Below are 24,823 nucleotides of genomic sequence, written 5' to 3' on the forward strand. Positions count from 1 at the left end.
AAGTAAATGGACTTACCCTTTATTAACGCAACACAGGTAATGTCGTCTGCACATCATAATTTTGTGCTCTATGACGTAACATATGATCCATCAACACGATTGCCATCATAGCCTCGGCAATGGGCGTTGCACGAATACCCACACAAGGGTCATGACGACCTTTAGTCACCACCTCAATAGCCTCACCCTTCCGGTTAATACTACGTCCAGGCAAATGTAAGCTGGAAGTCGGCTTTAAAGCAATGCTGGCAACAATATCCTGACCACTGGAAATACCCCCTAGAACTCCGCCGGCATGATTACTTAAAAAACCTTGCGGTGTCATTTCATCCCTAAACTCAGTACCTTTGCTATTAATACAATCGAAACCATCGCCAATTTCCACTCCTTTAACCGCATTAATACTCATTAAAGCATGCGCCAAATCAGCATCCAGGCGATCAAAGATCGGCTCACCTAAACCTGGCGGAACATTTGTCGCCATCACATTGACCTTGGCGCCAATTGATTCACCCTCTTTACGCAAGGCATCCATATAAGCCACTAACTCTGCTTCCTTACTCCTATCCGGGCAAAAGAACTCGCTATTCGACATCACAGACCAATCGATTTTCTCGATTTTAATCGGCCCTAATTGTGCCAGATAACCTTTAATCTCTATACCATATTGCTGCTGCAAATACTTCTTGGCTATACCACCTGCCGCCACGCGCATTGCTGTTTCTCTAGCCGAAGAACGTCCGCCACCGCGATAATCCCGAAAACCATATTTATGATCATATACATAATCAGCATGACCCGGACGGAAGGTTTCGGCGATATTGGTGTAGTCTTTAGAGCGCTGATCGGTGTTTTTAATCAATAAACCGATGGGTGTGCCGGTAGTCTTGCCCTCGAATACACCGGATAAAATCTCCACCTGATCCGCTTCACGGCGCTGAGTGGTATGTCTTGAAGTGCACGGTTTGCGTCGATCCAGATCCCCCTGTAAATCAGCCTCTGTTAAAGCCAGACCCGGCGGACAGCCGTCAACTGTGCCGCCTAATGCGATACCATGACTTTCGCCAAAAGTCGTGACTGTAAATAATTTTCCTATGCTATTACCTGACATACTTACTTTAATGCCTCTCTAAATAATTGATTAAATGCAAACACTTGCTCTGCCCTCAGTAAAAATACCCCGTCACCACCCTGCTCAAAATCCAGCCAATAAAAGGGCACAGCAGGAAACTGCGCTTGTAAAGTTTCTGCACTACTGCCTACTTCTATGATTAAAACCCCTTCTTGGCTAAGATAATCAGCTGCATCCACCAGAATTTTAATCACCAGATCCAGCCCGGTCTCACCCCCGGTAAAACCTATTTCAGGCTCGGCATGAAATTCATCCGGTAGTTGCTCCCATTCACTGATAGCCACATAGGGCGGGTTAGAAACGATTAAATCGTATTTCTGTGCGGGTAAGGCAGTAAACAAGTCTGAATGATATAGCGTTAATTGTTCTGCTAGCTCATGTTTGGCGGCATTTATTTTCGCCACCTCTAAAGCATCTTCTGATAGATCCACAGCATCCACATGCGCTTCAGAAAAGGCATAAGCGCAGGCTATTGCAATACAAGCACTACCGGTACATAGATCCAGCACATGGTTCACCCGATCAGCATCAACCCAAGGCGTAAACTGCTCACGAATAAGCTCAGCAATCGGTGATCTAGGCACTAAAACGCGCTCATCGACATAAAAAGTCAAACCGGCAAAAATGGCCTCATGCGTTAAATAGGCAGATGGAATACGTGTCTGAATGCGTCGATTAACCAGATCAATAATTTTATGCCGTTCCTCTTCAGTCAAACACGCACTAAAATAGCTTTCGGATAAATTATAAGGGAGATGCAAGCTATAGAGGATCAAAGCAGCAGCATCGTCCAGCGCTGTTGCTGTACCGTGGCCATGAAACAATTTTGCTTCGGCAAAGCGGCTCGCAGCCCAGCGTATATAATCCCTGACGGTCTGCAGTGCCTGAACCGTTTGTAACGATGTTTGTGACATAAAAATTGAATCTTGTGAAAAAGTGATATGAGTGTAATTTTAAACTAAATCAGCTGCAGGCAGGATAACATTCAGCAAATAATGGATTTGAGCTCATTCCAGCTTCATAATTTTTAACGCCACAAAGAGCTGGCGAAATTTCTCCGCCGATAAGGCATCCCGACATACCAGCAAGTTACGCTGTTTTTTTCCTATCTTGACCTGCAGAACTATAAGGAATGTAGTGAGCACACTGGATTTGAATATACGTAAATGGGTATAGTGATCATGCTCGATCAGTTCCCAGGACAGCTCTTCTGTGTGGCGTAAGCTAAAGGTATAAAAGCCTCGTTGATAACGCTGCATGTAAAAATATAAACTATACGCTAGTAGCAATATTAACAGCATTTTTAGCAGAATATCCAGGGGCAAAATTAAACAACTCAGTGTCGCCAAAATATGCACGACATAGATAAACAACCGTAAATAACGCGATTGTTTTACATCAACCCATAAAGGTGCTTCTGATTTTTTCGACAAGCTGTTTTAACTCTGGTTTTTCTGGCAATTTATCAGTAAAGAAATAGCCGATTAATAGATCATCTTCGGAGCTTAATAGTTCGCAAAATAAACGCTGATCAGCCAGTTCTGCCGCCAGATATTGGTTGTCCAAATAGGCGCATAGCATTGCATCCAACTCTTTCACGCCGCGCCGGCATTGCCAGCGCAAGCGTTTCATATTTTGCAGCTTAACCTTCCTGTCTGACTAGCAACATCTTTTTGATATCTGCTATCGCTTTTGCCGGATTCAAGCCTTTAGGACAAGTATCAGTGCAATTCATAATGGTATGACAACGGTATAATTTAAACGGGTCTTGTAAATCATCCAGACGCTCGCCAGTATTCTCATCACGACTGTCATTTAACCAGCGCGAAGCCTGTAACAATACCGCAGGGCCAAGGTATTTCTCGCTATTCCACCAGTAACTCGGGCAGCTAGCTGAACAACAGGCGCATAATACGCATTCATACAGCCCGTCTAATTGCTTGCGTTCTTCAACACTTTGTAAGCGCTCACGATCTGCAGGAGGCGGAGTCTGAGTTTCTATCCACGGTTTAATGGAAGCATATTGCGCATAAAAATGGTTCATATCGGCAACCAGATCTTTAACCACATCCATATGCGGTAAGGGAAAGATTTTAATCGTTCCGGTATATTCAGATATCGCTTTAATACATGCCAGAGTATTTTTACCATTCACATTCATCGAGCAGGAACCACACACACCCTCACGACAGGAACGTCTGAAAGCCAGACTACTATCGATCTCGTCTTTTATCTTAAGGATCAAATCCAGCACCATCTCGCCGCACTGATCTAAATCAATATCGTAGCTATCTATACGCGGATTTTCATCGGTATCGGGATCCCAGCGATACACTTCAACCCGTTGTACACGAGTTGCTCCCTCAGGCGCAGAAAAAAACTTACCTTTTTGTACCACTGAGTTTTTCGGCAAAGTAAATTCAACCATTAGTAAACCCTCTTTTTCGGTGGGATCATTTCCACTTCATCGGTTAGTGTGTACATATGTACCGGACGATAGTCAATCTTGACTTTATTATCTTCGATCCATAACAGCGAATGTTTTAACCAGTTTTCATCATCCCGATCGGGAAAGTCATCGCGCGCATGTCCCCCTCGACTTTCAGTACGATTGGAAGCTGCGGCAATAGTAACCAAAGACAAATCCAGCAAATTTTCCAGTTCCAGCGTTTCAACTAAATCGGTATTCCAGATCAAGGATTGATCACTGACCTGAACATCAGCAAAAGACGCGCGAATCTCAGCAATCTTCTGCTCCCCTGCTGCTAAAACATCTCCGGATCGAAACACTGCCGCATGACTTTGCATGGTTTTCTGCATATCCAGGCGTATCTCGGCTGTTTTACGACTACCTGAAGCGAATCGCAGCCTATCAAAGCGTTCCAGAGCTTTATCATATGCTCCTTCAGCCAGCGGCTTATGCTTTGTCCCCGGCTTGATCAATTCGGCACAACGTATGGCTGCGGCACGACCAAAAACGACCAAATCTAACAACGAATTAGACCCTAAGCGATTTGCACCATGTACCGAGACACAAGCCGCCTCACCAATCGCCATTAATCCCGAAACAACTGCATCAGGATTGCCATCTTTCAAGGTGACCACTTCGGCTTTATAATTGGTCGGAATTCCACCCATATTATAGTGCACCGTTGGAATCACCGGGATCGGTTCCTTAGTCACATCGACTCCGGCAAAAATCCTCGCTAAATCCGAAATTCCTGGTAAACGCTCATTAATCACCTCAGAGTCAAGATGTTCAACATGCAAATAAACATGATCCTTATGCTCTCCAATACCGCGTCCGGCGTTAACTTCCAGAGTAATTGCCCGGCTAACCACATCTCTAGAGGCTAAGTCTTTTGCATGCGGCGCGTATTCCTCCATAAATCGCGTACCTTCAGAATTGGTTAAATAACCGCCTTCGCCACGTACGCCTTCGGAAATCAAACAACCCGCACCATAAATTCCGGTCGGATGGAATTGAATAAATTCCATATCCTGTAAAGGCAACCCTGCCCGCAAGACCATAGCACTTCCATCACCCGTCACAGTATGCGCAGAAGTACAAGAAAAGAAGCAACGTCCATAACCGCCAGTAGCGATAACCACCGTATGTGCCTTAAACACATGCATGGAACCATCATCAAGGCACCAAGCCAAAACGCCACGGCAGGCACCGTCTTCCATGATTAAGTCGATAACAATATATTCGACAAAAAACTCGGCCTCATGCTTTAGTGATTGCTGATAAAGCGTATGCAAAATAGCATGTCCGGTGACATCAGCAGCAGCGCAAGTTCTTTGTGCCGTGCCCTCACCATAATGCGTAGTCATCCCGCCAAAGGCACGTTGATAAATCTTGCCGTCCTCATTACGCGAAAACGGCACGCCATAATGTTCCAGTTCTAATACCGCAGGAATAGCCTCACGACACATATATTCAATAGCATCCTGATCACCTAACCAATCTGACCCTTTGACCGTATCGTACATATGCCAGCGCCAGTCATCTTCGCCATTATTACCCAGCGCTGCACTGATTCCGCCCTGTGCAGCAACTGTATGACTGCGGGTTGGAAATACTTTACTAATGCACGCCGTTTTCAAGCCTTTTTCAGCCATCCCGAAAGTTGCCCGCAACCCTGCGCCCCCAGCACCTACGACAACAACATCGTATTCATGTTCAATAATCTTATAAGTATCTTTCATGCTTATTTATCCTGCCGAAATAGCGATGCGTATAACCAACACTAGCGATGCAATAGCCATCCCAGTAAAAGCCAGTTTAACCACCCAGACCATAACAATTTTTAGCCAGTCAGGATTGACATAATCTTCAATGACAACCTGCAGTCCTAATGCCGCATGATAAAAACTGGTAAATGCCCAAGCGAGTAATAAAGTAAAATTCAGTGGAGAAATTATCCACAATTTGATCTCATCAAATGAAGCACCAAAAAGCTGGTCTATAAATAAAATCAGCCAGAAAGATAAGGGAACTAAAGCAACAGCAGTCACTCTTTGCATCCACCAATGAGAGGTGCCACTTTTTGCAGAACCCAGTCCGCGTGCCTTTGCTAAAGGAGTTTGAAATTCCATAATTAGCCTCCTAAACGAACAAATAAGACACTTAGCAATGTCAAAGCTAGAGAAGCGAAAAGCTCCAGTAAAATATAGTAATTCATTAAAGGCTTTTCGTAACCCTCACCCGCATCCCAGAAAAGATGGCGAACACCATGACACATATGAAAAAACAGCGCATAGATCATCAACCAGATGGCGATGCTTATCAAGGGTTGCTGAATGACCTGCTGCATAGACTCAAAACTACTGGCACCACACTGAATCACGGCTAGACTGATTACAAATAACACTAACCCAGCGGCTAATAATACCCCTGTCATTCTATGCGTAATCGATACCACAGCAGTCAAGGGTAATCGATACACTTGTAAATGAGGTGAAAGCGGTCTTTTTCTCTGTTCCATAGCACCCTTACTCAACTTAGAATTAAGCCCTTAATAATACAGGCTCGTAAAGTAATATTCCATTATCAATTATAATTTTATGCAGAACGCATAATTCTTCATTTCCCTGTTTACACTTTTGTCCACGAAAAGCACGAAAGACACGAAAATTGAAGGCATCCTTCATATTCCTTCCTGATTACCCATAACTCTCAGCCATTCTCCGTCATTCCTGCAATCTTTTAGCAGGAATCTCATAGGTTTAGTACAGATTCCCGATAAAAGACTGCAGGAATGACGAGGTTTTTAACATGCTAATTTTCTAGGTTTCTTATACTGTAGCTGAGAGTTGTACGTAATCAGGTATTCCTTTGATGGCAGCGAATAGCTTGATCACTCGTTAAAATATTTTCGTGTCTTTCGTGGACAGTTTTTAAGATGGGTTTATTATTGTAAATGTAAACTACATTTGGCTTTCTATGAAGGACTTTTTGCGTTTCAGCAAAAAATCATTCTAATTTAATCGTACTACCCCTATTTCCTCAAGAATAATGCATAGGATGTGTTGACGACAGGAAATGCATCAATCGCGACAGATGCGCTTCGTTCCTCAGAGCATCCTATACAACGCCCTTAGCTGAATGTCATTTGGTAGCGTACCACTTTTCATTGGGCACAAAAAAACCACCCAGACTAATTAAATGCCTGGATGGTTTTGCTTTTCTCTAAATCAAGTTGGCTGATCTCTAGAAACCTTGAAAGTCCCGCTTAGTAGTCAATAGTTATAAGATTTTGACAATAAAAGCAAACAATCCTGTAGCTGCGAAAAGTGTACCTGTATTCCATTTGATAATATCTGCTTTTAATTTCGCCAAATCTTTTTTTGTGGCCAAAATTTCAGTATCTAAAACTGCCTTAGCAGCATTTTCTCATCAACGCCTGCCTTTGTTAAAGCCCCATACATCTCAACAAGCATCGTACTCATAAATATCCCCTTTATTCCTCTGATAACTTATAGATACTAAATAGCATCACCGCAGCCGTTAATACTGCAATTCCAAATATTGCAAATAAAGCAATCGTCATAATCACAACTCCTTAATCTCTTTTGTTTTTTTAGAAATTTGATTCACTAATAAAAAAATAGTCAATAAAATAAATATAGTAAAACAGACACCTAGCCAAAATATAGAATCTATATCATTGTTATCAAAACGTTTGATTATCCCTGTTACTACAACGACAAGCATCCCAAATGATAAACTCATGGCAACTCTTAGAGTATTTAAAATCTCTTTAACTTCATCTAACTTACTCATAAAATAATGCTACTCTTTAAGCTTAGCCAAGTCAATTTTGCGTTTCAGCAAAAAATCATTCCAATTTAATCGTACCACCCCTATTTCCTGAAGAATAATGCATAGGATGTGTTGACGACAGGAAACGCATCAATCGCGACAGATGCGCTTCGTTCCTCAGAGCATCCTATACAACGCCCTTAGCTGAATGTCATTTGGTAGCGTACCATTTTTCATTGGACACAAAAAAACCACCCGCACTAATTTAATGACTGGATGGTTTTCCTTGCTTTTAAATCAAGTTGACTGACCCTTGATTTTTTTACTAGCCAACCTTAAAACTACCATATAAAAGTAAAGCGCAAAATAATACTGTGACTATAATTAATGCATATAATCCCATATCACAACTCCCCTAATTCATTTATGTGAATCTCAATTTTTGACACCTTGAACTTCAGACGGTATCTTGTTCGTTATGCTTTTTATTGATATACGACTTCTGCAAGGGCTTCTTCAAGAATTTTATCATTTACACCATGCCGTTTTAAACTAGCCACTAAAGAAAATAACTTATCATTTTCAATTTTTTCTAAGTCATCCCGAAGACCCTGCCCGACATATGCTCGAATTAAGGGCTGGTAACCAGAAAAACCTAAAGAAGGGGCAATTTGTTTTAAATCATCAACAACATCTTCTGGCATCCGAAGTGTCACAGCTATCATTGGGCGGTTGGGGGTTAATCGTTTTTTTAAGGTTTCAATTTTCATAAAAACTTTTCTCGCTACGTGTAACTTTTCGGGCAGATATTATTCTGATCTGATCATCCTCAAATGCAATATGAACTACAAACAGAAGAGTCCATTGTTTATCCATGCCAATAATAGCATCACGTTCTTCGTGGTTGCGGCTGGCATCAACAATTTTAATAAATGGATCGAAAAACACTTCTGCTGCTTGCTCAAAACTTATTCCATGCTTTGTAAGATTAATTTTTAGCTTTTTTGTGTCCCAAACAAAATTAATTTTGTGTAATTCAAACCGTTCATCCATGACTCGAATGCTATATCAATGTATTTACATTGTCAATACATATTGATTTAACATAACATCACTCCTTAAGCTTACCCAAGTCAATTTCGCATTTTAAAAAACACTTGAAAACACACAAAGTGATAGTATAGTGTTACTTTATGAAAATTGAATTAGTTACCACTTTAAAACGTCAGGCTACCAAAATATTGGCTGAATTACATGATTCAAAAGAGCCTGTACTTATCACCGAGCATGGTCGACCATCTGCATATCTTGTTGATGTCCAGGATTATGAAATGATGCAAAATCGAATGGAAATCCTGGATGGATTAGCTAAGGGTGAAATGGCTATTTTAGAAAATCGCATTTATACTCAGGAAGAAGCAAAAGAAAAAATGAGTAAATGGCTCAAGTAATATGGACTGAACCTGCTCTATCTGACTTTAATACAATTGCTGAGTATATAGCTCTTGATAAACCAAGCGCGGCTATTAATCTAGTGCAAAATGTTTTTTCTAATACAGACCAACTTGAGCTGTTTCCAGAGTTAGGGCGTAAACCACCAGAATTTAATAAATCAAGATATTTAGAAGTTATCGTAAATCCATGCCGTATTTTTATCGCATTGAAGGTGATAAAGTCTATATACTTTACGTTATGCGAAGTGAAAGAAAATTGCGTAAATATTTACTCAATGCAAGAAAAAACAGTTAATAATTGCTTCAAGAGCATATGTTAGTGCCACCCTAAACGCGCCGCTATTTGCCGCAGAATAAATTCAAAAAATCCACTCAGAGTAATTTAATGCCTGGGTGGTTTTCTTTTGTTTTAAATCAAGCTGGCTGCCCCTTGAATGGAATGTACTACCCTTGATTTTAGACGACTTAATGTGTGCCTTTTAGTAAGCCCGAAATACTAAGGTCTTCATCTACATCAGGCCAATAAATCCCTTCTCCATCTCCCAGTAACTCCCAATTTTCTAGTTGTTCTTTACTTGCCTGAGACAACCTAGGAAACCAAACCAAAGGTGCAGAAATCGTGCGCCCATCAATTAATTCAACAATTATATAATACCTGTACATTTAATATTATGCGCTTGAGGGTGTAATTCAACGGCTAAAGTACTCATTCCATGTCTCCAATAATATTTCTTTGTGTTCAATTACAAGTGACTCTAGTTTTCTCAATTATTTAGGAGAAAATCTTGTAGAACTAGCCAATGCAACAGGTTTCAACCAAAACTTTGCTAACATTCTTTCCCTCTGAATATGGATATGTGCAGGCTCACCATTTTCATTACTATAAAAGAAGAAACGAAAAGAGGCATCCTTCATTTCCCTGTTTACACTTTTGTCCACGAAAATCACGAAAGACAGGAAAATTAACGGCATCCTTCATATTCCTTTGAAGGCAGCGAATAAATTGGTCACCCGTTAAAAATATTTTCGTGCTTTTCGTGTCTTTCGTGGACAGTTTTTAAGATGGGTTTATTATTGTAAACGTAAACTACTTTTGGCTTTCTATAAAGGATGCCCGAAAGGACCTATTTTTAATACAGTTGGCATTGCTTAATTTTACTATAAGTATATTACTCGTGGGCGGATATAGTTGCTACCTATGGCTTTTTTTGCTTAACAGACACAATAAAACCACCCAGACTAATTTAATACCTAGGTGGTTTTACTGTTTTCTACTAAATCAAGCTGGCTGACCCCTCGAACGCTTGAACCTCCTGCTCCTTATTTGCTCAGAAAAGCAACAATCTGGACAACAGATAAAATAATAACCGTTCCAACCCAGAACCACCTCTGCCATGCCCAGTGAGTCTGTTTAATTGCATTATGCCTTATGTGTTCATCATGCTCTGCCTGAATTATCATTAATTTATTTAACTCTAAGCGAATTTCTTCTGATGACATCTTAATATACCTCAGCCTGAATCGTTAGTTTAGAGATTACAGCTAATTAAAATTATTGTCAATTTTAACTTAACCATTGATCATCAAGAACTGAATTGATAGGGTTTGAGTAATTAAGGCGACTCAGATAAGGATAATGCATCAATCTCTTGTAGTTGCGAATTTAATTAAACGTGGGATGATTCCTTTTTATTGTATGATAAAGCCATTTGCCCCCTTGATCTTTACCCTTTATTTTTTCAATCGAGTCTGACCCTTTTGATTCGTAATCATAAATCAAAGACCTGACCCCGTTTTTCACTGACCCCGTTTTTCATATGACCCCGTTTTTCATTTCTTTGTTTTAAATCAAGTTGACTGACCCCTTGAACTCCTTTGAACCATTCCTCTAAACAAGATAACCCCAAGCTTTAAACTTTTCTTTAAAGCTCTCATCTTCTTTAAAAACCAAGTAAAACAAATATTCTGGAGATAAATCTAATTCGTTAAACCAAACAACTGTACTATGAGAAACTTTAAAATTAGAAAAATTTGATTCTTCTTTTAATTCTAAAAAAATTGGTCTTTTATCATTAAAGATAGTCTGTTTAAGATTTGCAATACCTTCTTTACCATTATTGAATATTAGACAGAGATTATAGTCCCCAATATATTTCGCTTCATTTATACTCAACATACTTTTTTACCTATACTAATGGTGCAATTTTATGATATCTACCTGTTTCTTGAATGGTATTCCAATTATCAAGTAATTCATCTTGGCGTTCTTGTGCCCATTCAATAACAAGACTTCTGACCTTTGGTGGTAGCTTTCCTTCAATTAACCCAAGCTCTCTGATTGATATGGAGGCTTTATATTCATTGTACTCAGCATGAAAATGAGGTGGATTATGCTCATTGAAATACATGTATATTACAATTCCAAGAAATCTACTCAGTTCAGGCATAATTCACGCTTTACAGAAAAATTAAAAATGGGGTTAAAAAATTGCCATGAGCATGGTTTTCACTATTGGAATTTTATTTTCTAAAATAAACGCCCCATCAGAAGAAACAATACCCCACATACCCAAGAAACAGGTTTACTTACTTCAGCATACAGAAACATGAAAACTTTGTACACAATCAATATGGGAACCCATACAGGCGAAGTTATTGCCAATATAAAAAAATCAACTAATTAAGGGGTGTGCCGCCGAGCAAGGTCGATAATTTCAGCGAGTGAAAGCCCCGCTCTGGCAAGGTAGGTCAACCACCAGATAGCAAACGTCGGGCAGGAGGAAGGTAACTCCGAATGTTAAGCACGATGGGCGCAAGCCAGCAGGCCGTAAGCGCAAGTTAAAGTGGTTTAGCCTCGAAATTATTTTACGCATATCAAGCTGGCTGACCCCTTGAAGATTTCACTTTATTTTTTCAATCGAGTCTGACCCTTTTGATGTTATTAATTTATTTAACTCTAAGCGAATTTCTTCTGATGACATCTTAATATACCTTAGCCTGAATCGTTAGTTTAGAGATTACAGCTAATTAAAATTATTGTCAATTTTAACTTAACCATTGATCATCAAGAACTGAATTGATAGGGTTTGAGTAATTAAGGCGACTCAGATAAGGATAATGCATCAATCTCTTGTAGTTGCGAATTTAATTAAACGTGGGATGATTCCTTTTTATTGTATGATAAAGCCATTTGCCCCCTTGATCTTTACCCTTTATTTTTTCAATCGAGTCTGACCCTTTTGATTCGTTTTTTTGAATCTCTTTATCTGAAATAAAAAGACAAAATGTGACGTTTTTTGTCAGCACCTTTACCCATCTGTCTCAATAAAAACGGTGGAAACTATAAATCATGGCATTTCAGGCTTGTCATTATCATGGCATGAACTATGCTTGATTTTAAATGAGTTCATTATTCTCTTTCTTAATAATATAAAGGTAGAAAAAATCATGAAAAATTTAAACATTCAAAAAGTACAACAGGGTTTTACCCTAATCGAGTTAATGATCGTAGTTGCGATTATTGGTATTTTGGCATCGATTGCTATCCCTGCCTATAGGGAGTATGTTGCGAAGGCAAATGGTGCGAGTTCTGTTGCTGGTTTATCGGCAGCGAAATTAGCAGTGGCAGAAAATTTCAACACAGGCGACCTGATTTGTACTAATACAGGTAGCGCAATTGGTGGCTGTACTCTTCTTACAGGAGTAATTGTAGGTGATACCATTGGTAATGGTGCTTTAGCTGCAATAGCTACATTAACACCAGATCTTACTGTCAATCCTATTACATTTACTTGTTCAGTTAATATTGCCTTAGCCGCAACCACTACTTGTGCAGGTCCTGTTGCTGTTGCTCCAGCTTCATAAGCCAGCTTGATTTAGAAAAATAAAAACATCCGGGCTTTAATTAGTTCGGATGTTTTTTTAGCAACAATGAAAAGAAAACCAATAAAAAAATGGGGTCAAAAAAATGGGGTCAAGTCTTTCCATGAGACATTTTCCTGAAAAAATGGGGTCAAGTCTTTCCATGAGACATTTTCCTGTGCAAAAAGACAGACCACGATTAATTAAAGTAAAGCTTTTGGTAAAACATGAAAAATTGACCTATAAACATAATAGGTGTAATCTTATTAAAATTAGTAAGTTAGATAAAATAAAAGCGGAAACTTCTTTTCATGAAAAAATGTTTTTTGCAGCACTGGCAGTTATCGTAGGTTTAATTGGCTGGTCAGCTTCAAATTTTTTGAACACTTCGGCATTTGTTTTATTATTGGCACTTTTTGGTACGCTCGCTTCTGCAGTTTATGGTATATATCAATATCGTTTTATAAAACAATTAATTAAGGAACTAGAAGATGCTTAATTCGGTTATTATGTTTTTTATTGGGTTGGTGTTTGTTATTTTTTTGGGGTACTTAGCTTTGGATTCATATAGTGAATTTAAAAAGCATGGACAATAATAACCAAAAGGGTCAGACTCGATTAAAATGTAGCGGCCTAAAAACCTCCCCTAGCCCCTCTTTATAATGCTGATTCTCTTAGGAGTGCATTAGAAGCCCATTGATTTATACTTACGCCATGTACTTGAGCAGCCGTTGCAACTGCTGCATGCACTTCTGGAGGAATGCGCAACATTAAATTTCCTGAATAAGGTTTTTGAGGTTTTTTACCTATTGCCTCACAAGCCTCATTGTAGTCATCTACTGCTTCGTAAAAAGCATTTTTTAATTCCCTTACCGTTTCTCCATGAAAACCAATAACGTCTTTAATTCCGACAATATGACCAATAAAGCAATCATCTTCATCACTAAAATCTATTCTAGCGGTATACCCTTTGTAAAGTAATGAGTTCATGGTTTTATGCCTAGCTGAGTTAAAAAATTACGCGCATCTTTTACCTGGTATGGTTTTGCTTCTTTTTTTGGGTGCGGCCTGTGAAAAGTTGCTACAATGCGATCTTTTTGAAACCTGACCCTTGAGCCATTACCCTCTATCAACTCTGCACCAACTGCAAGTAACAAGCTTTCAATTTCCAACCATTCTAAAGATTTTGGTATTGGATCTGTATAAACAAGAGCCAAGACCTTTCGCTGTTTTGAATTCATTTATACAGTATAGGAATGCTCACCTCAAAATGCAATCATTTATTGCAATCATTGCAATAGATCAAGGAGCCAGCTTGATTTACACAAAACCAAACTGAGAACAATACAGGACAATAATGACACGACCATTTTTTAAAAAAAATCACCAGACCCTATCAACACCATATCTTAAAAACAATGCCTCATTAGTTATAAACTTCATTTTCTCATACAAACATTGAGAAATCATAAGGCGATCAAAAGGATCACGATGCTCAAAGGGTAAATCTATTACACCTAAAACATGCATTGGCTGAACAGATAACAAAGTAATATTTTGATATTCCAGCATATCTACCAGCTGCTCAAGTGGTTGCGATAAGCTTAATTTACCAAGTGATATTTTAATTGCCATTTCCCATAAACTAACAATACTTAAATAAATATCCGAATCATCATCACTAATAATGCCTTTAATAGACTCAGGAAGTCTTTTGTCATCGTCAAAAAACCAAATCAAAGTATGAGTATCCAATAAATATTTCATTGCATATACGTCTTAAAGTCTTCTAAAGGAGCATCAAAATCATCAGCCATATAAACCACAAAACCTTTCATACAACCCACTTGGCGCTTTGTTTTTTTATTTTTCTTAACTTCTAACTTTAAGATTAGCTTTTCTACTTCAACTAATAAGTCATCTGATAATCCGTCAATTTGACGAAATAAACTTAATTTGTGTTCAGCTATATTCATAATAACTCCTTAAAAAATAAAGAGAAAACAATATCAAGGGGTCAGCCAGCTTGATTTCAATCCGTTTACTAAAATATTAGTCTGGTTAAAAATAGGGGCAGATCACGTTTAGACAAAGCATACGCTTATCACATCCCTTTAAAAAGTTGTGCATGACTACCTAATCGTGTCAGGTAAACAGTGTGCTCATCAGCCTGATAGATAAGTAATGTATCTCCACCCAAATGCAACTCTCTAAAGTCACTCCATTCACCATGCAAGCTATGATCTTTTGATTCTGGTGGTAATGATTTATTGCCTAATAGCCTGGAAACATACAGGAATAATTTTGTTATTTGTGTATCCGTCAGGCGCACGCTTTTCATGTCCTTGATAAACAATTTATGGCGTGATACAGCTTTCATTCTTTAGCGAGTTCATGTTTCAACTGCTTTAGTGAAGAGCATTCCAGGTTCTTTCTTCCACGTACATCCCGCATAGCAGCCTGAGTTTCTTTATTGGGCAATGTAACATTAAAAGGTAAGCCTTGTTTAGCAACAATCAAGCTAGTAAAAATATTAACGGCTTCACTAAAGTTTAAGCCAAGATCGGCAAGGATTTGCTTGGCTTCTGTTAGTTTTTTTTCGTCTAAACGTAAACTTGTTTGTGTTTTTGTGCTCATATTGCAAAACCCTTGTGTAGTATAGATTTTCAGCATACCATATGGGATGCGTTTATCCTAAAAATAAACGTAAAAACGAAAAAAAATGGGGTCCCGAATTGCGAATTTTAATAGCCAAGGAAAAAATGGGATCTATACCCTTAATTGATGCTCCTTATCAAAACATAAGTGAGCTTTGTTTATTACTGAATCAACTATTTATATTACTTGATATGACAGGGATGCATCTCCCGTTGCATTCAATAGCTTCTTGTCAGCTGTTAGTAATATGCATTCTTTATATTTACTACAACCTGCAATAATCGCATCTGGTAATTTCATGTTTTTATCTTTTCGACTAAAAATAATGTTTTGTAATAAGGTGTCATTAACTGATGTTAATTCTATGACTTCAATTTTTTCTAAAAACAAATTAAATAGCTTAATATCGGTATTTGACAAACCTTCAAAGCATAAGTATTCAAGCTTAGAAATTACAGAGCAAGCGATATAATCGTAATTATTCAGACCCCTTAACAATTGGTAGCTTAGGAACCGCAACACCTACCCGCTGATTGTGAATAACGGCCGCTAAATATATCCATGGGGATTGCTGCCTTTTTCTACAGGTTTCGATGACACTAATCAAAATAGCAAACACACATGAACCTTCTTCAGTTCGTGTTCCATAGCTGATTCGCCTTAATATAACCCAGTGCCGTAAGGCACGTTCTGCTTCGTTATTGGTTAAGGGTAAATGAGGGAATTCGAGTACCCGAAAGATAGCCTCCCAATCATTGAGCATTTCTGTTGCTAGCGCATGGGTCTTTGTGTGTGTTGATGCTTTCATTTGTTCACACAGTTGCCGATAGGCTATCAATTGCGTTTGGTAAATTTCCGTCAGTGGCGAGTTTGGAGGGTGGTGCCGTGCTTCACGAATTGCTGTCATAAGCATGTTCATTAATTTGAGTGTTTGTTCTCCAAATAGCTGAGAGTCTTTATTTAAGCCCTCTTTTAAGCCTTTTGCCTTACGAATCAGGTGAGCCCAGCAACGAGCTCGATTAAGGTATTTTCGATAAACCTGGTAACCATCACTCATTAGCCAGCCGCAATATGCTTGACCCAGGATGTTTTCAATCAGTTCTGATGACCGAGTTGAAATCCAGTAGGCTGTGACGGTATCTGTACTAAAAACCCATAGCCATAAAAAAGTGGTGAGTTCCATCCAGGAAGTTTCATCAACATGAAGTAGATTACTTTCTACGACTTCCTTTACTAATTCAGCTTCTATAGGCATTGCTGCTGCGCCGCTTTCATGTAATGTATTGTTAATCGTGCCAACACTAATCTGTAACCCTAGCCAATCACATAAAAACTCTTGGACACGTTCTCGTGAAAGCCGCATGCGATAAGTAAGGCATATAATTAATGCTGCAAGCCCCGGACCTACCAATCTCCATTGGCTACAGTTTATATCCTGCAAGGTGCCATCGGAATTGGAACGATGCGGTTCTTTTATTGTAATATGTCCACAGTGACAGGTGACTTCATAATAGCTATGCTTGGTATTCGTTAGCCTCAGGCCTGGATTTTTCTCATCAGACCATACGATATCAATGGTTTCAAAAGCCGTGTATGCTTTTTTGAAATGGTCATTTAATGGTTGATGGCAGCATTCACATATTTCAGGAAAATGTTCCTGATAGTCTGTGATCACTATTTTTTGTTGTCGCCCAAAACCCTTGGCTCCAAGTTGCTTCCCTGGTTTTCGTTGTTCTTCTGTTTCATTTTTCGGGGACTGTCTGGATGTTTTATTGGGCTTTTCAGTAGGAGATGACTCTTTTTTATCTGAAGTCGCTTCTTGTTCCTCTTCGGAATCATTACTGGAATCTTTTTGAGTGTCCCTTTCCCATGGTGCTTCACTGCTTGGAGGCCGAGAACTATTATGGGAATTCTGGCTTAACCGTTCACGAGCTTCCTTTAAATCTGTAAGCAATCTTATTGAAAGACGACGTAACTCTTCTTCTGATAAATTTAGAAGCTCTTCTTCGTCAAGTTGGCTTAGATCCTGATTACTTAATTGCATGGCCTACATAATACTTCTTGGTATCATAAAGTTACAAGCCTTTTTTAAATTAGTTGTCAAGTTTGTCGGTAGGGGTCTGAATATTTACATATAATCAGCTTCAGATAATATGTCTAAAAGGTTTTGATTACCTTTAAGTAACTGAATAATAGCATTCGTATCTAAAAAATAGAACTTACCATTCATCCCGTATTTTCCTTTGCTCTTTAATAACATCGCCTTGCCATTCGAGTTTTCCAGCTACATCGTTAAAATCATATTTATGTTTTTTTTTATCTTCAGCAACCAGAATAATGACTTTCATATGCTTTGAGTATAATTCTTGGTACTGCGATGGAATTTCAATTATATTTTTATCCGCATCTATTTCAAATTCATATGCTTGCATTATTTATCCTATATTGGTTTTATTTAAGTCAAAAGAAGGAAAATGGGGTCAAAGGAAAATGGGGTCAGGTCCCGAATTGCGAATTCTTTATGGTTAATTTATAATACACCTCAGAATAAATTTCCTTTCTTAATTCCTATGCCTTTTAAGATAGATCAGCATATTCGTAATTGTGGACCTCTGAAACATCATACCCAGTTTTCTATTTTTAGCCCTTCTACTCTTTCAAATTCATGTACATTATTTGTTATTAATGTCGCTTTGAGACTTCTCGCATGAGATGCAATTAATAAATCCATGTTACCAATCATCATTCCATTCTTTTTTAGATAAGTATGCTGCTTAGCGTACTCTCGCCCCGCTAACTCATCCCAACTTTGGATTGTAATTAATGACAAAAATTCCAATAATTCCTCTTTTCTTTTACCTTTAATTTTTAACGGACTTTTTTCAATACCTGACCATAGTTCTGCATATACTATTGCAGAAATATGTAACTGATCTGTAGCTTCAAAAGCCTTTAATACTGTGATAGGTCTATCTTTTAGCACATAAATGCAGATATTCGTATCTAACATGAACATTAAAATGATTCTCTGTCTTGGGGGAAATCGTTATCTCTTTCCACTAGAAAATCATCGCCAAATGTACTTTTTCTATTAAAAAAATCCTTCCATGATGTTTTTTTTGCAGATATGATAACTTCATCACCTACTTTACGAATATAAACTTCTGAAGTATCAAACCTAAACTCTTTAGGTAGGCGAACGGCCTGGCTTCTTCCATTGGTAAATATTTTTGCTGTTTGTTGATGCATAACCCACTCTCTAAAATAATAATATATATTTATAAGTATATATCGTATAGTTATAAACAGAAGATTTTTTTGATCCAAGTCTGACGATTGAAGGCCTCCATTGAATAAAAAAAATGGGGGCTAGTCCCGAATTGCGAATTTTTAGCTTTTCTAACAACTCGACTGGTTAATTTTTTTGGTTATGACAATCAAGCAGAATCAAGGGTCAGCCAGCTTGATTTAAAAAAAGAGACCGTTTTTCGTGAAATTCGAGCGAAAGGCGTTTTTTAGTTGAAGCGGTAGCCAGAGACTCCCATTGTTCTATAAACAATAAAAAACCCCATTAAGGGGCTATTATTATGAAATCGAGTTTGTGGGATTTATTTTATCAGTTTTGCTAAACCTTAACTATCTCAGGAAACCAAGGGCTAAGCAAGATAGCTATATAAATAAACTTTAGATCAGTTCTGGCGAGTAAATTAGTCTGACTGTTCTTGATAGTGTTTACTATCTTGTCGGCCTGGGTATCGGTGAAGCCTTTATCTTTGAGAGACTTAACCGCGTCTTGTGTATCAAAATTGGGTATTGTTGCCATCTCATTTCTCCTCTTTTCTTTTTTGATTGTATCATCTTCTGTCAGCGGTTGCGTGAAAATGAAGAATTGGGACACCAGCCTTATAAAGAAATTCAACCTTGTAGGGTGGGCAAACAGCTTTACCATTTGCCGATAAAAAAGGTGGGCAATAAAGCGTTGCCCACCCTACCTTGAAAAACAAGGCCTTAATGCCGTTTTATATATTGGTGTCTACGTATAACTGATCAAGCTGTATTGTAAGATTCAGTGCTACTATGCTTGCTTGATCTTGGGGGGAGGAGTAGCTGTGCAAAGTCCATGCATTATCATCTGCTCGAGTAAAGCAATCAAGCGTCATTTTTTGCGCATCAATTAGCCAATATTCCTGCAACCCCGGCAGTAGCTGATAATATTTAAATTTATCACCTCGATCATAGGCTTCAGTTGATGGGGAGAGTACTTCTGCTATAAAAACAGGGCGTTCTTTATAATAATTAAAATCTTGTTCCTGATCACGTGGGTCACAGCTGACAAATACATCAGGATAAAAGAAGGCGTTAGCTAACTCGATCTTTACTTTCATATCAGAAATATAGCTACGGCAGGGGTTACCTTTAAGTTGCTGTTTGAGTAAAAATGCAAGATTCATTGCAATAGTCACATGATTATCACTGGCTCCTGCCATTGCCCATATTTCACCTTGCAGATATTCATTCTTAAATTCAGCTGTTTTTTCGCTTTCCAGATATTCAAGTTCAGATAGTTTAATTTTTTCGGCTGCAGTCGACATGTCTTTTCCTTTTTTCGGCTATTATTTTACCATGGGACACTCTGAAAACTGTAGGGCGTGGCTTTAGCCCGCCTTTAGCACAGATGTTTGACATTGGCAGACTAAAGCTACCGCTTCCAGGCTACTTAAGTTTTCCTGATTACCCATAACCCTCAGCTATACTTCGTCATTCCTGCATGCTTTAAGCAGGAATCTAGTCAGATAAGCATAGATTCCCGATACAAGACTTCGGGAATGACGAGGTTTTTAACATACTGATGTTTCAAGCTTTATTCTACTATGGCTGAGAGTTGTACGTAATCAGGTAAGTTTTTTCTGCACGTTCGCTAACATCATCATATCGCATTAATTGTTTTATCCTAGAAAAATCAGTTGAGCGCGAATTTATAGTGCAAGACATTGAATTGAGTTAATATAATACTTTTAAATAACTTTAGCTTCATCCATAGGTTAAAAGGACATTTTTGGGAAGTGCGGTGGAATCAAGGGCTTGTGCTAGAAAACGTGAGCAACTGATTTTTCTAAGTTTAAGCGAACAATAAGGAACGATGGTTTAATAATACCCGAAAGAGTAAAAAAGAGACAGACTGGCTACGTTTAAATATCCCAATACTATGCTAACTGGGTGGTGACGTTTATAAGCCGCGACACTAGTCCATGTAGAAACACAATAAGGTACGATATAGGTCAGAAGAACTCTGATAATTTCGTCAGGTAATAAAAAACCTCTCACCCATAAAACATCACCATGAGATCAGCATGAGTAATATACCCACTATAAGGCGGTTTTTACCGAGTATAAAAAAACATCTTTACAAAAGGCGAGACTAAACCACAGTTTCATTAATCTCCTGTTAGTTTCGCTTGATCCATTTTCTTAGTAATACGTTGCTTTGCGTCATCTGATAACTGACAGTCCTTATTAGGCGCGTGACCTTCAAACGCCCCTAAGGCTTTGTTCATAAACTGCAATTGCTGAGCATAACGGTTGCAGGTTGTACACATTAAATAGTGAGCCTTCATTTCCAACCGCGTGTACCACGGCAATGAAGTCTCCATATTCTGTGATGTCAGTTCTATTATTTCTTTACATTTATACATAAGTCATTCCTTACTAAACCAGTTTTTTTCCAGACATAGTCTTAGTTTTACGCGTGTGCGTGATAAAGTCACCCACAGCTGGTTATCTGTTTCAAAGCCTAATAAAGCACAGCATTCTTCTGTTTCTAAACCATCAACGGTGCGTAACAATAAGAGGTCAGCCATACGTTGTGGCAAACGTGAAAGGCAGTCATTAAACGCGATCCAGAACTGTTTATCGTTCATGCTTTTTTCAGGTGTCCCCCATTCGATCAAATTAATTTTCCAGTTTCCTTGCTGGTCAAATTGATAAGCTAATACTTCCTCAGCTGTTTCATCATCATTTAATGTGGTTATTTCATGCCGGTTTTTTCTAAAATGATCAATGATTTTGTGCTTTAAAATCCCTACTAACCAGGTTCTCACCGTAGATTGACCTGTAAATCGATCCAAGCCCTGTAATCCTGCCAGCAGGGTTTCTTGTACCAAATCTTCTGCTGTTGCTTCGGAGCGAACCCGTATCAAGGCGTAACGATATAAAAGATCACCATAGTCTTTAAGCCAGTTTTCAGGTGACGTGTCTGTTTGAGCCATAAAAATATCCATTCAATTTATGAGTCCCATTATTATAAATGATACTCAAATAGTCCATTTTGTTATTCTAACAATCGGCTACGCACTTAAAACGAGACATTCGGAGGGGAGTAAGCTTTAGTCTACAGGTGTAGCATTCGAATGACACAAGTAGGCTAAAGCCTACTCCCCTAAAGTTGTTCTATGTTAAGTTAGTGCCGATAATTACTTATCCCCGTTTCCAGGCATGAAACTTAGCAACCCACTGTAATAATTTTTCGGGTTGGTGGTTCTTTTTCCAGACACCTGCGACATATTTATTCGCTTCTGCCATCGTCGGATAAATATGAATCGTCCCTAACACTTTATTTAAGCCCAGTTTATATTTCATTGCCAAGACAAATTCGGCTATTAAATCCCCTGAATGCTCACCCACTATAGTCACACCCAAAATTTTATCTTTACCCGGTACGGTCAGAACTTTAACAAAGCCATACGCTTCACCATCAGCAATGGCTCGGTCTAAATCATCAATTCCATAAACACTGGTTTCATAAGCGATACCCTGCTCTTTTGCTTCTTGTTCATTAAGTCCGACACGCGCAACTTCAGGATCAGTAAAAGTTGCCCAGGGAATCACTGAATAATCGGTTTTAAACTTCTTAAATGAACCAAATAAGGCATTGACCGAGGCATACCATGCCTGATGCGCAGCGGTATGGGTGAATTGATACGGACCTGACACATCACCACAAGCATAAATATTCGGGTAGTTAGTTTCCTGAAAGTCGTTAATTTGTACGGTACGACGATCGGATAATTGCACACCTAATTCTTCTAAACCATAACCCGTGGTATTTGCTACACGACCAATCGCTAATAACACTTGGTCAAAAGGAATGCGCACTTGCTCACCCTTATGTTCTGCCAGCAGGATTTTTTCGCCATTTTCGACAATAAATTCTTTGGCGGTATGTTCCAGTCTGACATCGATGCCTTCTTTGATAAACCGGGCTGCGACCGCTGCTGACACTTCAATATCTTCACGAATCAACAAGCGTGGCGCCATTTCTACCTGAGTCACATTAACGCCTAAACGGGCAAAGGCTTGGGCTAATTCACTCCCAATCGGCCCACCACCTAAGACCACCATGCGTTTAGGTTGTTCGCGCAAGTTCCAGACATTATCCGAGGTTAAATAATCAATTTTATCCAGCCCAGGAATCGGTGGTACGAACGGACGTGCACCAGCGGCAATCACGATTGAGCGCGAGCTGATGATTTTGATACCTTCAGCCGTCTTAACTTCAACTTCCCATGGCGAAATAATTTTCGCCTCGCCTACCACGACATCAACGCCTAATGCTGTATAACGCTCCACCGAATCATGCGGCGCAACCGTTTGCACCACACCCTGTACACGCTCCATCACTTCGCTGAATTTAAAATCCGCTGTCATCTCATTAATGCCAAACTCTTTTGAGCGTTTTAGTGTAGATAATAACTTGCTGGATTTGATTAACGCTTTAGAAGGAACACAGCCGGTATTTAAACAGTCACCGCCCATTTTATGTTTTTCGATCAACGTCACTTTCGCTTTAACCGCCGCTGCAATATAAGAGGTGACCAGCCCAGCTGAACCGCCGCCAATAACCACGATATTGTTATCAAATTTTTCTGGTTTTTGCCATTGCTTATACACTTTCCTAGCTCCTATAATTGTGATAATTTTCTTTGCTATCAGTGGGAAAAGTCCTAATAAGATAAATGACCCAAGCAATGCAGGCGATAAAATACCTGCTAAAGAATCAATTTTACCTAACTGCGTTCCCGCATTCACATAAACGGCAGTGCCTGCTAACATACCTATCTGGCTTACTATATAAAAAGTCCAGGTTTTCATATTGGTTAAGCCCATTAATAGATTAATCATAAAAAAGGGGAAAACCGGGACTAAACGTAAGGTAAATAAATAAAAACTTCCTTCTTTTGCTACGCCTTCATCAATCGCTTTAAGGCGTTCACCAAACCTGTCTTTGACGCTATCACGGAATAAAAAACGTGCCGCCAGGAAAGCTAATGTTGCACCGATACTAGACGCAAAAGAAACAATCAGGGTTCCCCATAATACGCCGAAAACAGCGCCACCCGCCAAGGTTAAGATCGCCGCACCAGGAAGAGATAAACCCGTGACTGCGATATAAACCAGCGCATATACCGCAATCGCTAAAAAGGGATGTGTAGCACGATAGTTTTCTATCGCTGATTGCTGTGCTTTTAAGGTTTCTAAGCTTAAATAATGCCCTAAATCAAAGTAGAAAAAAGCACTGATAAAGGCAGCGATAACAATGAGCAAAATAATGCGTGAAGAAGTCATAGTATTTTTGTTGGAATAAATTATTTAATTATGAGTCGCCGGGTAGGATAGAAACTTACATGCACATTCAATTCAATTCAATTCAATTCAATTCAATTCAATTCAATTCAATTCAACTCAATTAATGTATCCTTTGGCTATACACATAATAAACAATAAGTGATTCTCTAAGAATTGGCTAAAATCGTAGGCTGGGTTAGATTTTTTATTGCGAAGCATTAAAAAACGTAACCCAGCAAGATAGTCTCATTACCTCTGCTGGGTTACGTTATTTCGCTTTGCTCAATAAGCTAACCCAGCCTACGCTGGAACGAGAGCAATAAAGTTTTCTATATAATAACGCCCGTTAATTTTTGCTGGCACCGAGGGCATTAAGTTCTTTGCTTAATTGAGCCGATGACATGACCTCTAGTGGTAGTGCCAACATTTTCTGAATACGCATCTCTAAAGCCCGATAAGTATCCTCAAACGCGGCAATCAATTCACTCTCAGAACCATTCACATGGCTAGGATCATTTAACCCCCAGTGTCCTCGTGTTGCAGAATGCAAATAGCCGGGACACACCTCACCCCCAGCGTTATCACAAACGGTTATGACTATATCAATCGATTGTTCAGTAAACTCATGCCACGACTGGCTCTTGTATCCGTCAGTTGCTAATCCGTGACGCTGTAACGTGGCTAAGGCATCAGAATTTATTCTACCTATGGGATGACTTCCCGCAGAAAAAGCGGCAACCCGCCCTGCTCCTAAATGATTAAATAAGGCTTCACCCAGCACGCTACGGCATGAGTTTCCAGTACAAACAACTAAAATATTTAACATAT

General features: G+C 39.0%; 37 protein-coding genes. 4 read left to right on the forward strand and 33 right to left on the reverse strand.

All coding sequences use genetic code 11. The features are described from left to right. Positions 1–22: 22 nt before the first annotated feature. The 11 genes from aroC to ACQY3F_RS12175 all read right to left on the reverse strand — a co-directional run bounded on the left by aroC (position 23) and on the right by ACQY3F_RS12175 (position 8,453). Complete coding sequence (gene aroC / locus ACQY3F_RS12125; protein ID WP_428355113.1) at positions 23–1,111, reverse strand: chorismate synthase; 1,089 nt, start codon at positions 1,109–1,111, stop codon at positions 23–25. Positions 1,112–1,113: 2 nt separating this feature from the next. Then, on the reverse strand, positions 1,114–2,046 hold the full coding sequence (gene prmB / locus ACQY3F_RS12130) for a 50S ribosomal protein L3 N(5)-glutamine methyltransferase (RefSeq protein WP_428355114.1): 933 nt from the start codon (positions 2,044–2,046) through the stop codon (positions 1,114–1,116). Positions 2,047–2,139: 93 nt separating this feature from the next. Further along, on the reverse strand, positions 2,140–2,565 hold the full coding sequence (locus ACQY3F_RS12135; protein ID WP_428355115.1) for a protein YgfX: 426 nt from the start codon (positions 2,563–2,565) through the stop codon (positions 2,140–2,142). Then, on the reverse strand, positions 2,531–2,764 hold the full coding sequence (locus ACQY3F_RS12140) for a succinate dehydrogenase assembly factor 2 (RefSeq protein ID WP_428355116.1): 234 nt from the start codon (positions 2,762–2,764) through the stop codon (positions 2,531–2,533). Before ACQY3F_RS12140 ends, ACQY3F_RS12135 begins: the two co-directional genes overlap by 35 nt. A gap of 10 nt (positions 2,765–2,774) precedes the next feature. Further along, positions 2,775–3,560, reverse strand: a complete 786-nt coding sequence (locus ACQY3F_RS12145; protein ID WP_428355117.1) for a succinate dehydrogenase iron-sulfur subunit — start codon at positions 3,558–3,560, stop codon at positions 2,775–2,777. Beyond that, positions 3,560–5,344, reverse strand: a complete 1,785-nt coding sequence (sdhA, locus tag ACQY3F_RS12150) for a succinate dehydrogenase flavoprotein subunit (protein ID WP_428355118.1) — start codon at positions 5,342–5,344, stop codon at positions 3,560–3,562. Before sdhA ends, ACQY3F_RS12145 begins: the two co-directional genes overlap by 1 nt. A 6-nt stretch (positions 5,345–5,350) precedes the next feature. Further along, positions 5,351–5,734 (reverse strand): succinate dehydrogenase, hydrophobic membrane anchor protein, encoded by a 384-nt coding sequence (gene sdhD / locus ACQY3F_RS12155; RefSeq protein WP_428355119.1) that lies wholly within the window; start codon positions 5,732–5,734, stop codon positions 5,351–5,353. A gap of 2 nt (positions 5,735–5,736) precedes the next feature. Next, a complete protein-coding gene (gene sdhC / locus ACQY3F_RS12160) occupies positions 5,737–6,123 on the reverse strand; it encodes a succinate dehydrogenase, cytochrome b556 subunit (RefSeq protein WP_428355120.1) in 387 nt (128 codons plus the stop codon). Positions 6,124–7,190: 1,067 nt separating this feature from the next. Further along, positions 7,191–7,421: a hypothetical protein gene (locus tag ACQY3F_RS12165; protein ID WP_428355121.1), complete on the reverse strand. Its 231-nt coding sequence runs from the start codon at positions 7,419–7,421 to the stop codon at positions 7,191–7,193. Positions 7,422–7,885: 464 nt separating this feature from the next. Next, positions 7,886–8,170 carry a hypothetical protein gene (locus ACQY3F_RS12170; protein ID WP_428355122.1) on the reverse strand — a complete coding sequence of 95 codons (285 nt, stop codon included), beginning with the start codon at positions 8,168–8,170 and terminating at the stop codon, positions 7,886–7,888. Next, positions 8,160–8,453, reverse strand: a complete 294-nt coding sequence (locus ACQY3F_RS12175) for a BrnT family toxin (protein ID WP_428355123.1) — start codon at positions 8,451–8,453, stop codon at positions 8,160–8,162. The genes ACQY3F_RS12170 and ACQY3F_RS12175 overlap by 11 nt, the downstream gene beginning before the upstream one ends. Before the next feature lie 140 nt (positions 8,454–8,593). Here ACQY3F_RS12175 and ACQY3F_RS12180 point away from each other — a divergent pair, with 140 nt between their 5' ends. Together ACQY3F_RS12180 and ACQY3F_RS12185 are read left to right on the forward strand one after the other, a co-directional pair. Continuing rightward, on the forward strand, positions 8,594–8,851 hold the full coding sequence (locus tag ACQY3F_RS12180) for a type II toxin-antitoxin system Phd/YefM family antitoxin (RefSeq protein WP_428355125.1): 258 nt from the start codon (positions 8,594–8,596) through the stop codon (positions 8,849–8,851). Next, positions 8,839–9,174, forward strand: a complete 336-nt coding sequence (locus ACQY3F_RS12185; protein ID WP_428355127.1) for a type II toxin-antitoxin system RelE/ParE family toxin — start codon at positions 8,839–8,841, stop codon at positions 9,172–9,174. The genes ACQY3F_RS12180 and ACQY3F_RS12185 overlap by 13 nt, the downstream gene beginning before the upstream one ends. 145 nt (positions 9,175–9,319) lie before the next feature. On the opposite strand, the gene ACQY3F_RS12190 is transcribed toward ACQY3F_RS12185, so the two are convergent. The 5 genes from ACQY3F_RS12190 to ACQY3F_RS12210 form a co-directional block, all read right to left on the reverse strand. Continuing rightward, positions 9,320–9,517: a DUF2442 domain-containing protein gene (locus ACQY3F_RS12190; protein ID WP_428355129.1), complete on the reverse strand. Its 198-nt coding sequence runs from the start codon at positions 9,515–9,517 to the stop codon at positions 9,320–9,322. Between the two features lie 105 nt (positions 9,518–9,622). Beyond that, the gene (locus tag ACQY3F_RS12195) at positions 9,623–9,826 is read right to left on the reverse strand and encodes a DUF4160 domain-containing protein (RefSeq protein ID WP_428355130.1); all 204 of its coding nucleotides are present in this window, start codon (positions 9,824–9,826) and stop codon (positions 9,623–9,625) included. Between the two features lie 348 nt (positions 9,827–10,174). Continuing rightward, positions 10,175–10,354: a hypothetical protein gene (locus tag ACQY3F_RS12200; RefSeq protein ID WP_428355131.1), complete on the reverse strand. Its 180-nt coding sequence runs from the start codon at positions 10,352–10,354 to the stop codon at positions 10,175–10,177. A gap of 388 nt (positions 10,355–10,742) precedes the next feature. Continuing rightward, positions 10,743–11,030, reverse strand: coding sequence for a DUF2442 domain-containing protein (locus tag ACQY3F_RS12205; protein WP_428355132.1), 288 nt, complete (start codon positions 11,028–11,030; stop codon positions 10,743–10,745). Positions 11,031–11,040: 10 nt separating this feature from the next. After that, entirely contained in the window at positions 11,041–11,301 is a 261-nt protein-coding gene (locus ACQY3F_RS12210) for a DUF4160 domain-containing protein (RefSeq protein WP_428355133.1), read from the reverse strand. A gap of 1,000 nt (positions 11,302–12,301) precedes the next feature. Here ACQY3F_RS12210 and ACQY3F_RS12215 point away from each other — a divergent pair. Together ACQY3F_RS12215 and ACQY3F_RS12220 are read left to right on the forward strand one after the other, a co-directional pair. Next, the gene (locus ACQY3F_RS12215) at positions 12,302–12,718 is read left to right on the forward strand and encodes a pilin (RefSeq protein ID WP_428357680.1); all 417 of its coding nucleotides are present in this window, start codon (positions 12,302–12,304) and stop codon (positions 12,716–12,718) included. Positions 12,719–12,821: 103 nt separating this feature from the next. Then, positions 12,822–13,214, forward strand: a complete 393-nt coding sequence (locus ACQY3F_RS12220; protein WP_428355134.1) for a hypothetical protein — start codon at positions 12,822–12,824, stop codon at positions 13,212–13,214. 158 nt (positions 13,215–13,372) lie between these two features. Here ACQY3F_RS12220 and ACQY3F_RS12225 read toward each other — a convergent pair whose 3' ends face one another. The 17 genes from ACQY3F_RS12225 to ACQY3F_RS12305 form a co-directional block, all read right to left on the reverse strand. Continuing rightward, the gene (locus tag ACQY3F_RS12225; protein WP_428355136.1) at positions 13,373–13,705 is read right to left on the reverse strand and encodes a type II toxin-antitoxin system HicB family antitoxin; all 333 of its coding nucleotides are present in this window, start codon (positions 13,703–13,705) and stop codon (positions 13,373–13,375) included. Beyond that, the gene (locus ACQY3F_RS12230; RefSeq protein ID WP_428355137.1) at positions 13,702–13,956 is read right to left on the reverse strand and encodes a type II toxin-antitoxin system HicA family toxin; all 255 of its coding nucleotides are present in this window, start codon (positions 13,954–13,956) and stop codon (positions 13,702–13,704) included. The genes ACQY3F_RS12225 and ACQY3F_RS12230 overlap by 4 nt, the downstream gene beginning before the upstream one ends. Positions 13,957–14,098: 142 nt before the next feature. Continuing rightward, positions 14,099–14,482 carry a type II toxin-antitoxin system VapC family toxin gene (locus ACQY3F_RS12235; RefSeq protein WP_428355138.1) on the reverse strand — a complete coding sequence of 128 codons (384 nt, stop codon included), beginning with the start codon at positions 14,480–14,482 and terminating at the stop codon, positions 14,099–14,101. Next, on the reverse strand, positions 14,479–14,691 hold the full coding sequence (locus ACQY3F_RS12240) for a DUF2281 domain-containing protein (RefSeq protein ID WP_428355139.1): 213 nt from the start codon (positions 14,689–14,691) through the stop codon (positions 14,479–14,481). The genes ACQY3F_RS12235 and ACQY3F_RS12240 overlap by 4 nt, the downstream gene beginning before the upstream one ends. 128 nt (positions 14,692–14,819) lie before the next feature. Beyond that, positions 14,820–15,095, reverse strand: coding sequence for a type II toxin-antitoxin system YafQ family toxin (locus ACQY3F_RS12245; RefSeq protein WP_428355141.1), 276 nt, complete (start codon positions 15,093–15,095; stop codon positions 14,820–14,822). Continuing rightward, on the reverse strand, positions 15,092–15,352 hold the full coding sequence (locus ACQY3F_RS12250; RefSeq protein WP_428355142.1) for a type II toxin-antitoxin system RelB/DinJ family antitoxin: 261 nt from the start codon (positions 15,350–15,352) through the stop codon (positions 15,092–15,094). The genes ACQY3F_RS12245 and ACQY3F_RS12250 overlap by 4 nt, the downstream gene beginning before the upstream one ends. 198 nt (positions 15,353–15,550) lie before the next feature. After that, the gene (locus ACQY3F_RS12255) at positions 15,551–15,763 is read right to left on the reverse strand and encodes a hypothetical protein (protein ID WP_428355143.1); all 213 of its coding nucleotides are present in this window, start codon (positions 15,761–15,763) and stop codon (positions 15,551–15,553) included. Between the two features lie 88 nt (positions 15,764–15,851). Beyond that, on the reverse strand, positions 15,852–17,417 hold the full coding sequence (tnpC, locus tag ACQY3F_RS12260; protein WP_428353782.1) for an IS66 family transposase: 1,566 nt from the start codon (positions 17,415–17,417) through the stop codon (positions 15,852–15,854). Between the two features lie 175 nt (positions 17,418–17,592). After that, a complete protein-coding gene (locus ACQY3F_RS12265) occupies positions 17,593–17,805 on the reverse strand; it encodes a hypothetical protein (protein ID WP_428355144.1) in 213 nt (70 codons plus the stop codon). Positions 17,806–17,993: 188 nt separating this feature from the next. Next, positions 17,994–18,389, reverse strand: coding sequence for a type II toxin-antitoxin system VapC family toxin (locus tag ACQY3F_RS12270; protein ID WP_428355145.1), 396 nt, complete (start codon positions 18,387–18,389; stop codon positions 17,994–17,996). Then, entirely contained in the window at positions 18,389–18,622 is a 234-nt protein-coding gene (vapB, locus tag ACQY3F_RS12275; RefSeq protein WP_428355146.1) for a type II toxin-antitoxin system antitoxin VapB, read from the reverse strand. Before vapB ends, ACQY3F_RS12270 begins: the two co-directional genes overlap by 1 nt. Positions 18,623–18,998: 376 nt before the next feature. After that, positions 18,999–19,196 carry a hypothetical protein gene (locus tag ACQY3F_RS12280; protein WP_428355148.1) on the reverse strand — a complete coding sequence of 66 codons (198 nt, stop codon included), beginning with the start codon at positions 19,194–19,196 and terminating at the stop codon, positions 18,999–19,001. Positions 19,197–19,392: 196 nt separating this feature from the next. After that, a complete protein-coding gene (locus ACQY3F_RS12285; RefSeq protein ID WP_428355149.1) occupies positions 19,393–19,965 on the reverse strand; it encodes a Uma2 family endonuclease in 573 nt (190 codons plus the stop codon). An 843-nt stretch (positions 19,966–20,808) separates the two neighbouring features. Then, positions 20,809–21,066: a hypothetical protein gene (locus ACQY3F_RS12290; RefSeq protein WP_428355150.1), complete on the reverse strand. Its 258-nt coding sequence runs from the start codon at positions 21,064–21,066 to the stop codon at positions 20,809–20,811. 3 nt (positions 21,067–21,069) lie between these two features. Further along, entirely contained in the window at positions 21,070–21,639 is a 570-nt protein-coding gene (locus ACQY3F_RS12295) for a sigma-70 family RNA polymerase sigma factor (RefSeq protein WP_428355151.1), read from the reverse strand. Positions 21,640–21,847: 208 nt separating this feature from the next. Continuing rightward, complete coding sequence (locus ACQY3F_RS12300) at positions 21,848–23,995, reverse strand: FAD-dependent oxidoreductase (protein ID WP_428355152.1); 2,148 nt, start codon at positions 23,993–23,995, stop codon at positions 21,848–21,850. A 346-nt stretch (positions 23,996–24,341) separates the two neighbouring features. Next, on the reverse strand, positions 24,342–24,821 hold the full coding sequence (locus ACQY3F_RS12305; RefSeq protein ID WP_428355153.1) for an arsenate reductase ArsC: 480 nt from the start codon (positions 24,819–24,821) through the stop codon (positions 24,342–24,344). Positions 24,822–24,823 lie beyond the last annotated feature (2 nt).

Origin of the sequence: Methyloprofundus sp., from assembly GCF_965251085.1 — a bacterium.
In the GTDB taxonomy this organism is placed as follows: Bacteria; Pseudomonadota; Gammaproteobacteria; order Methylococcales; family Methylomonadaceae; genus Methyloprofundus.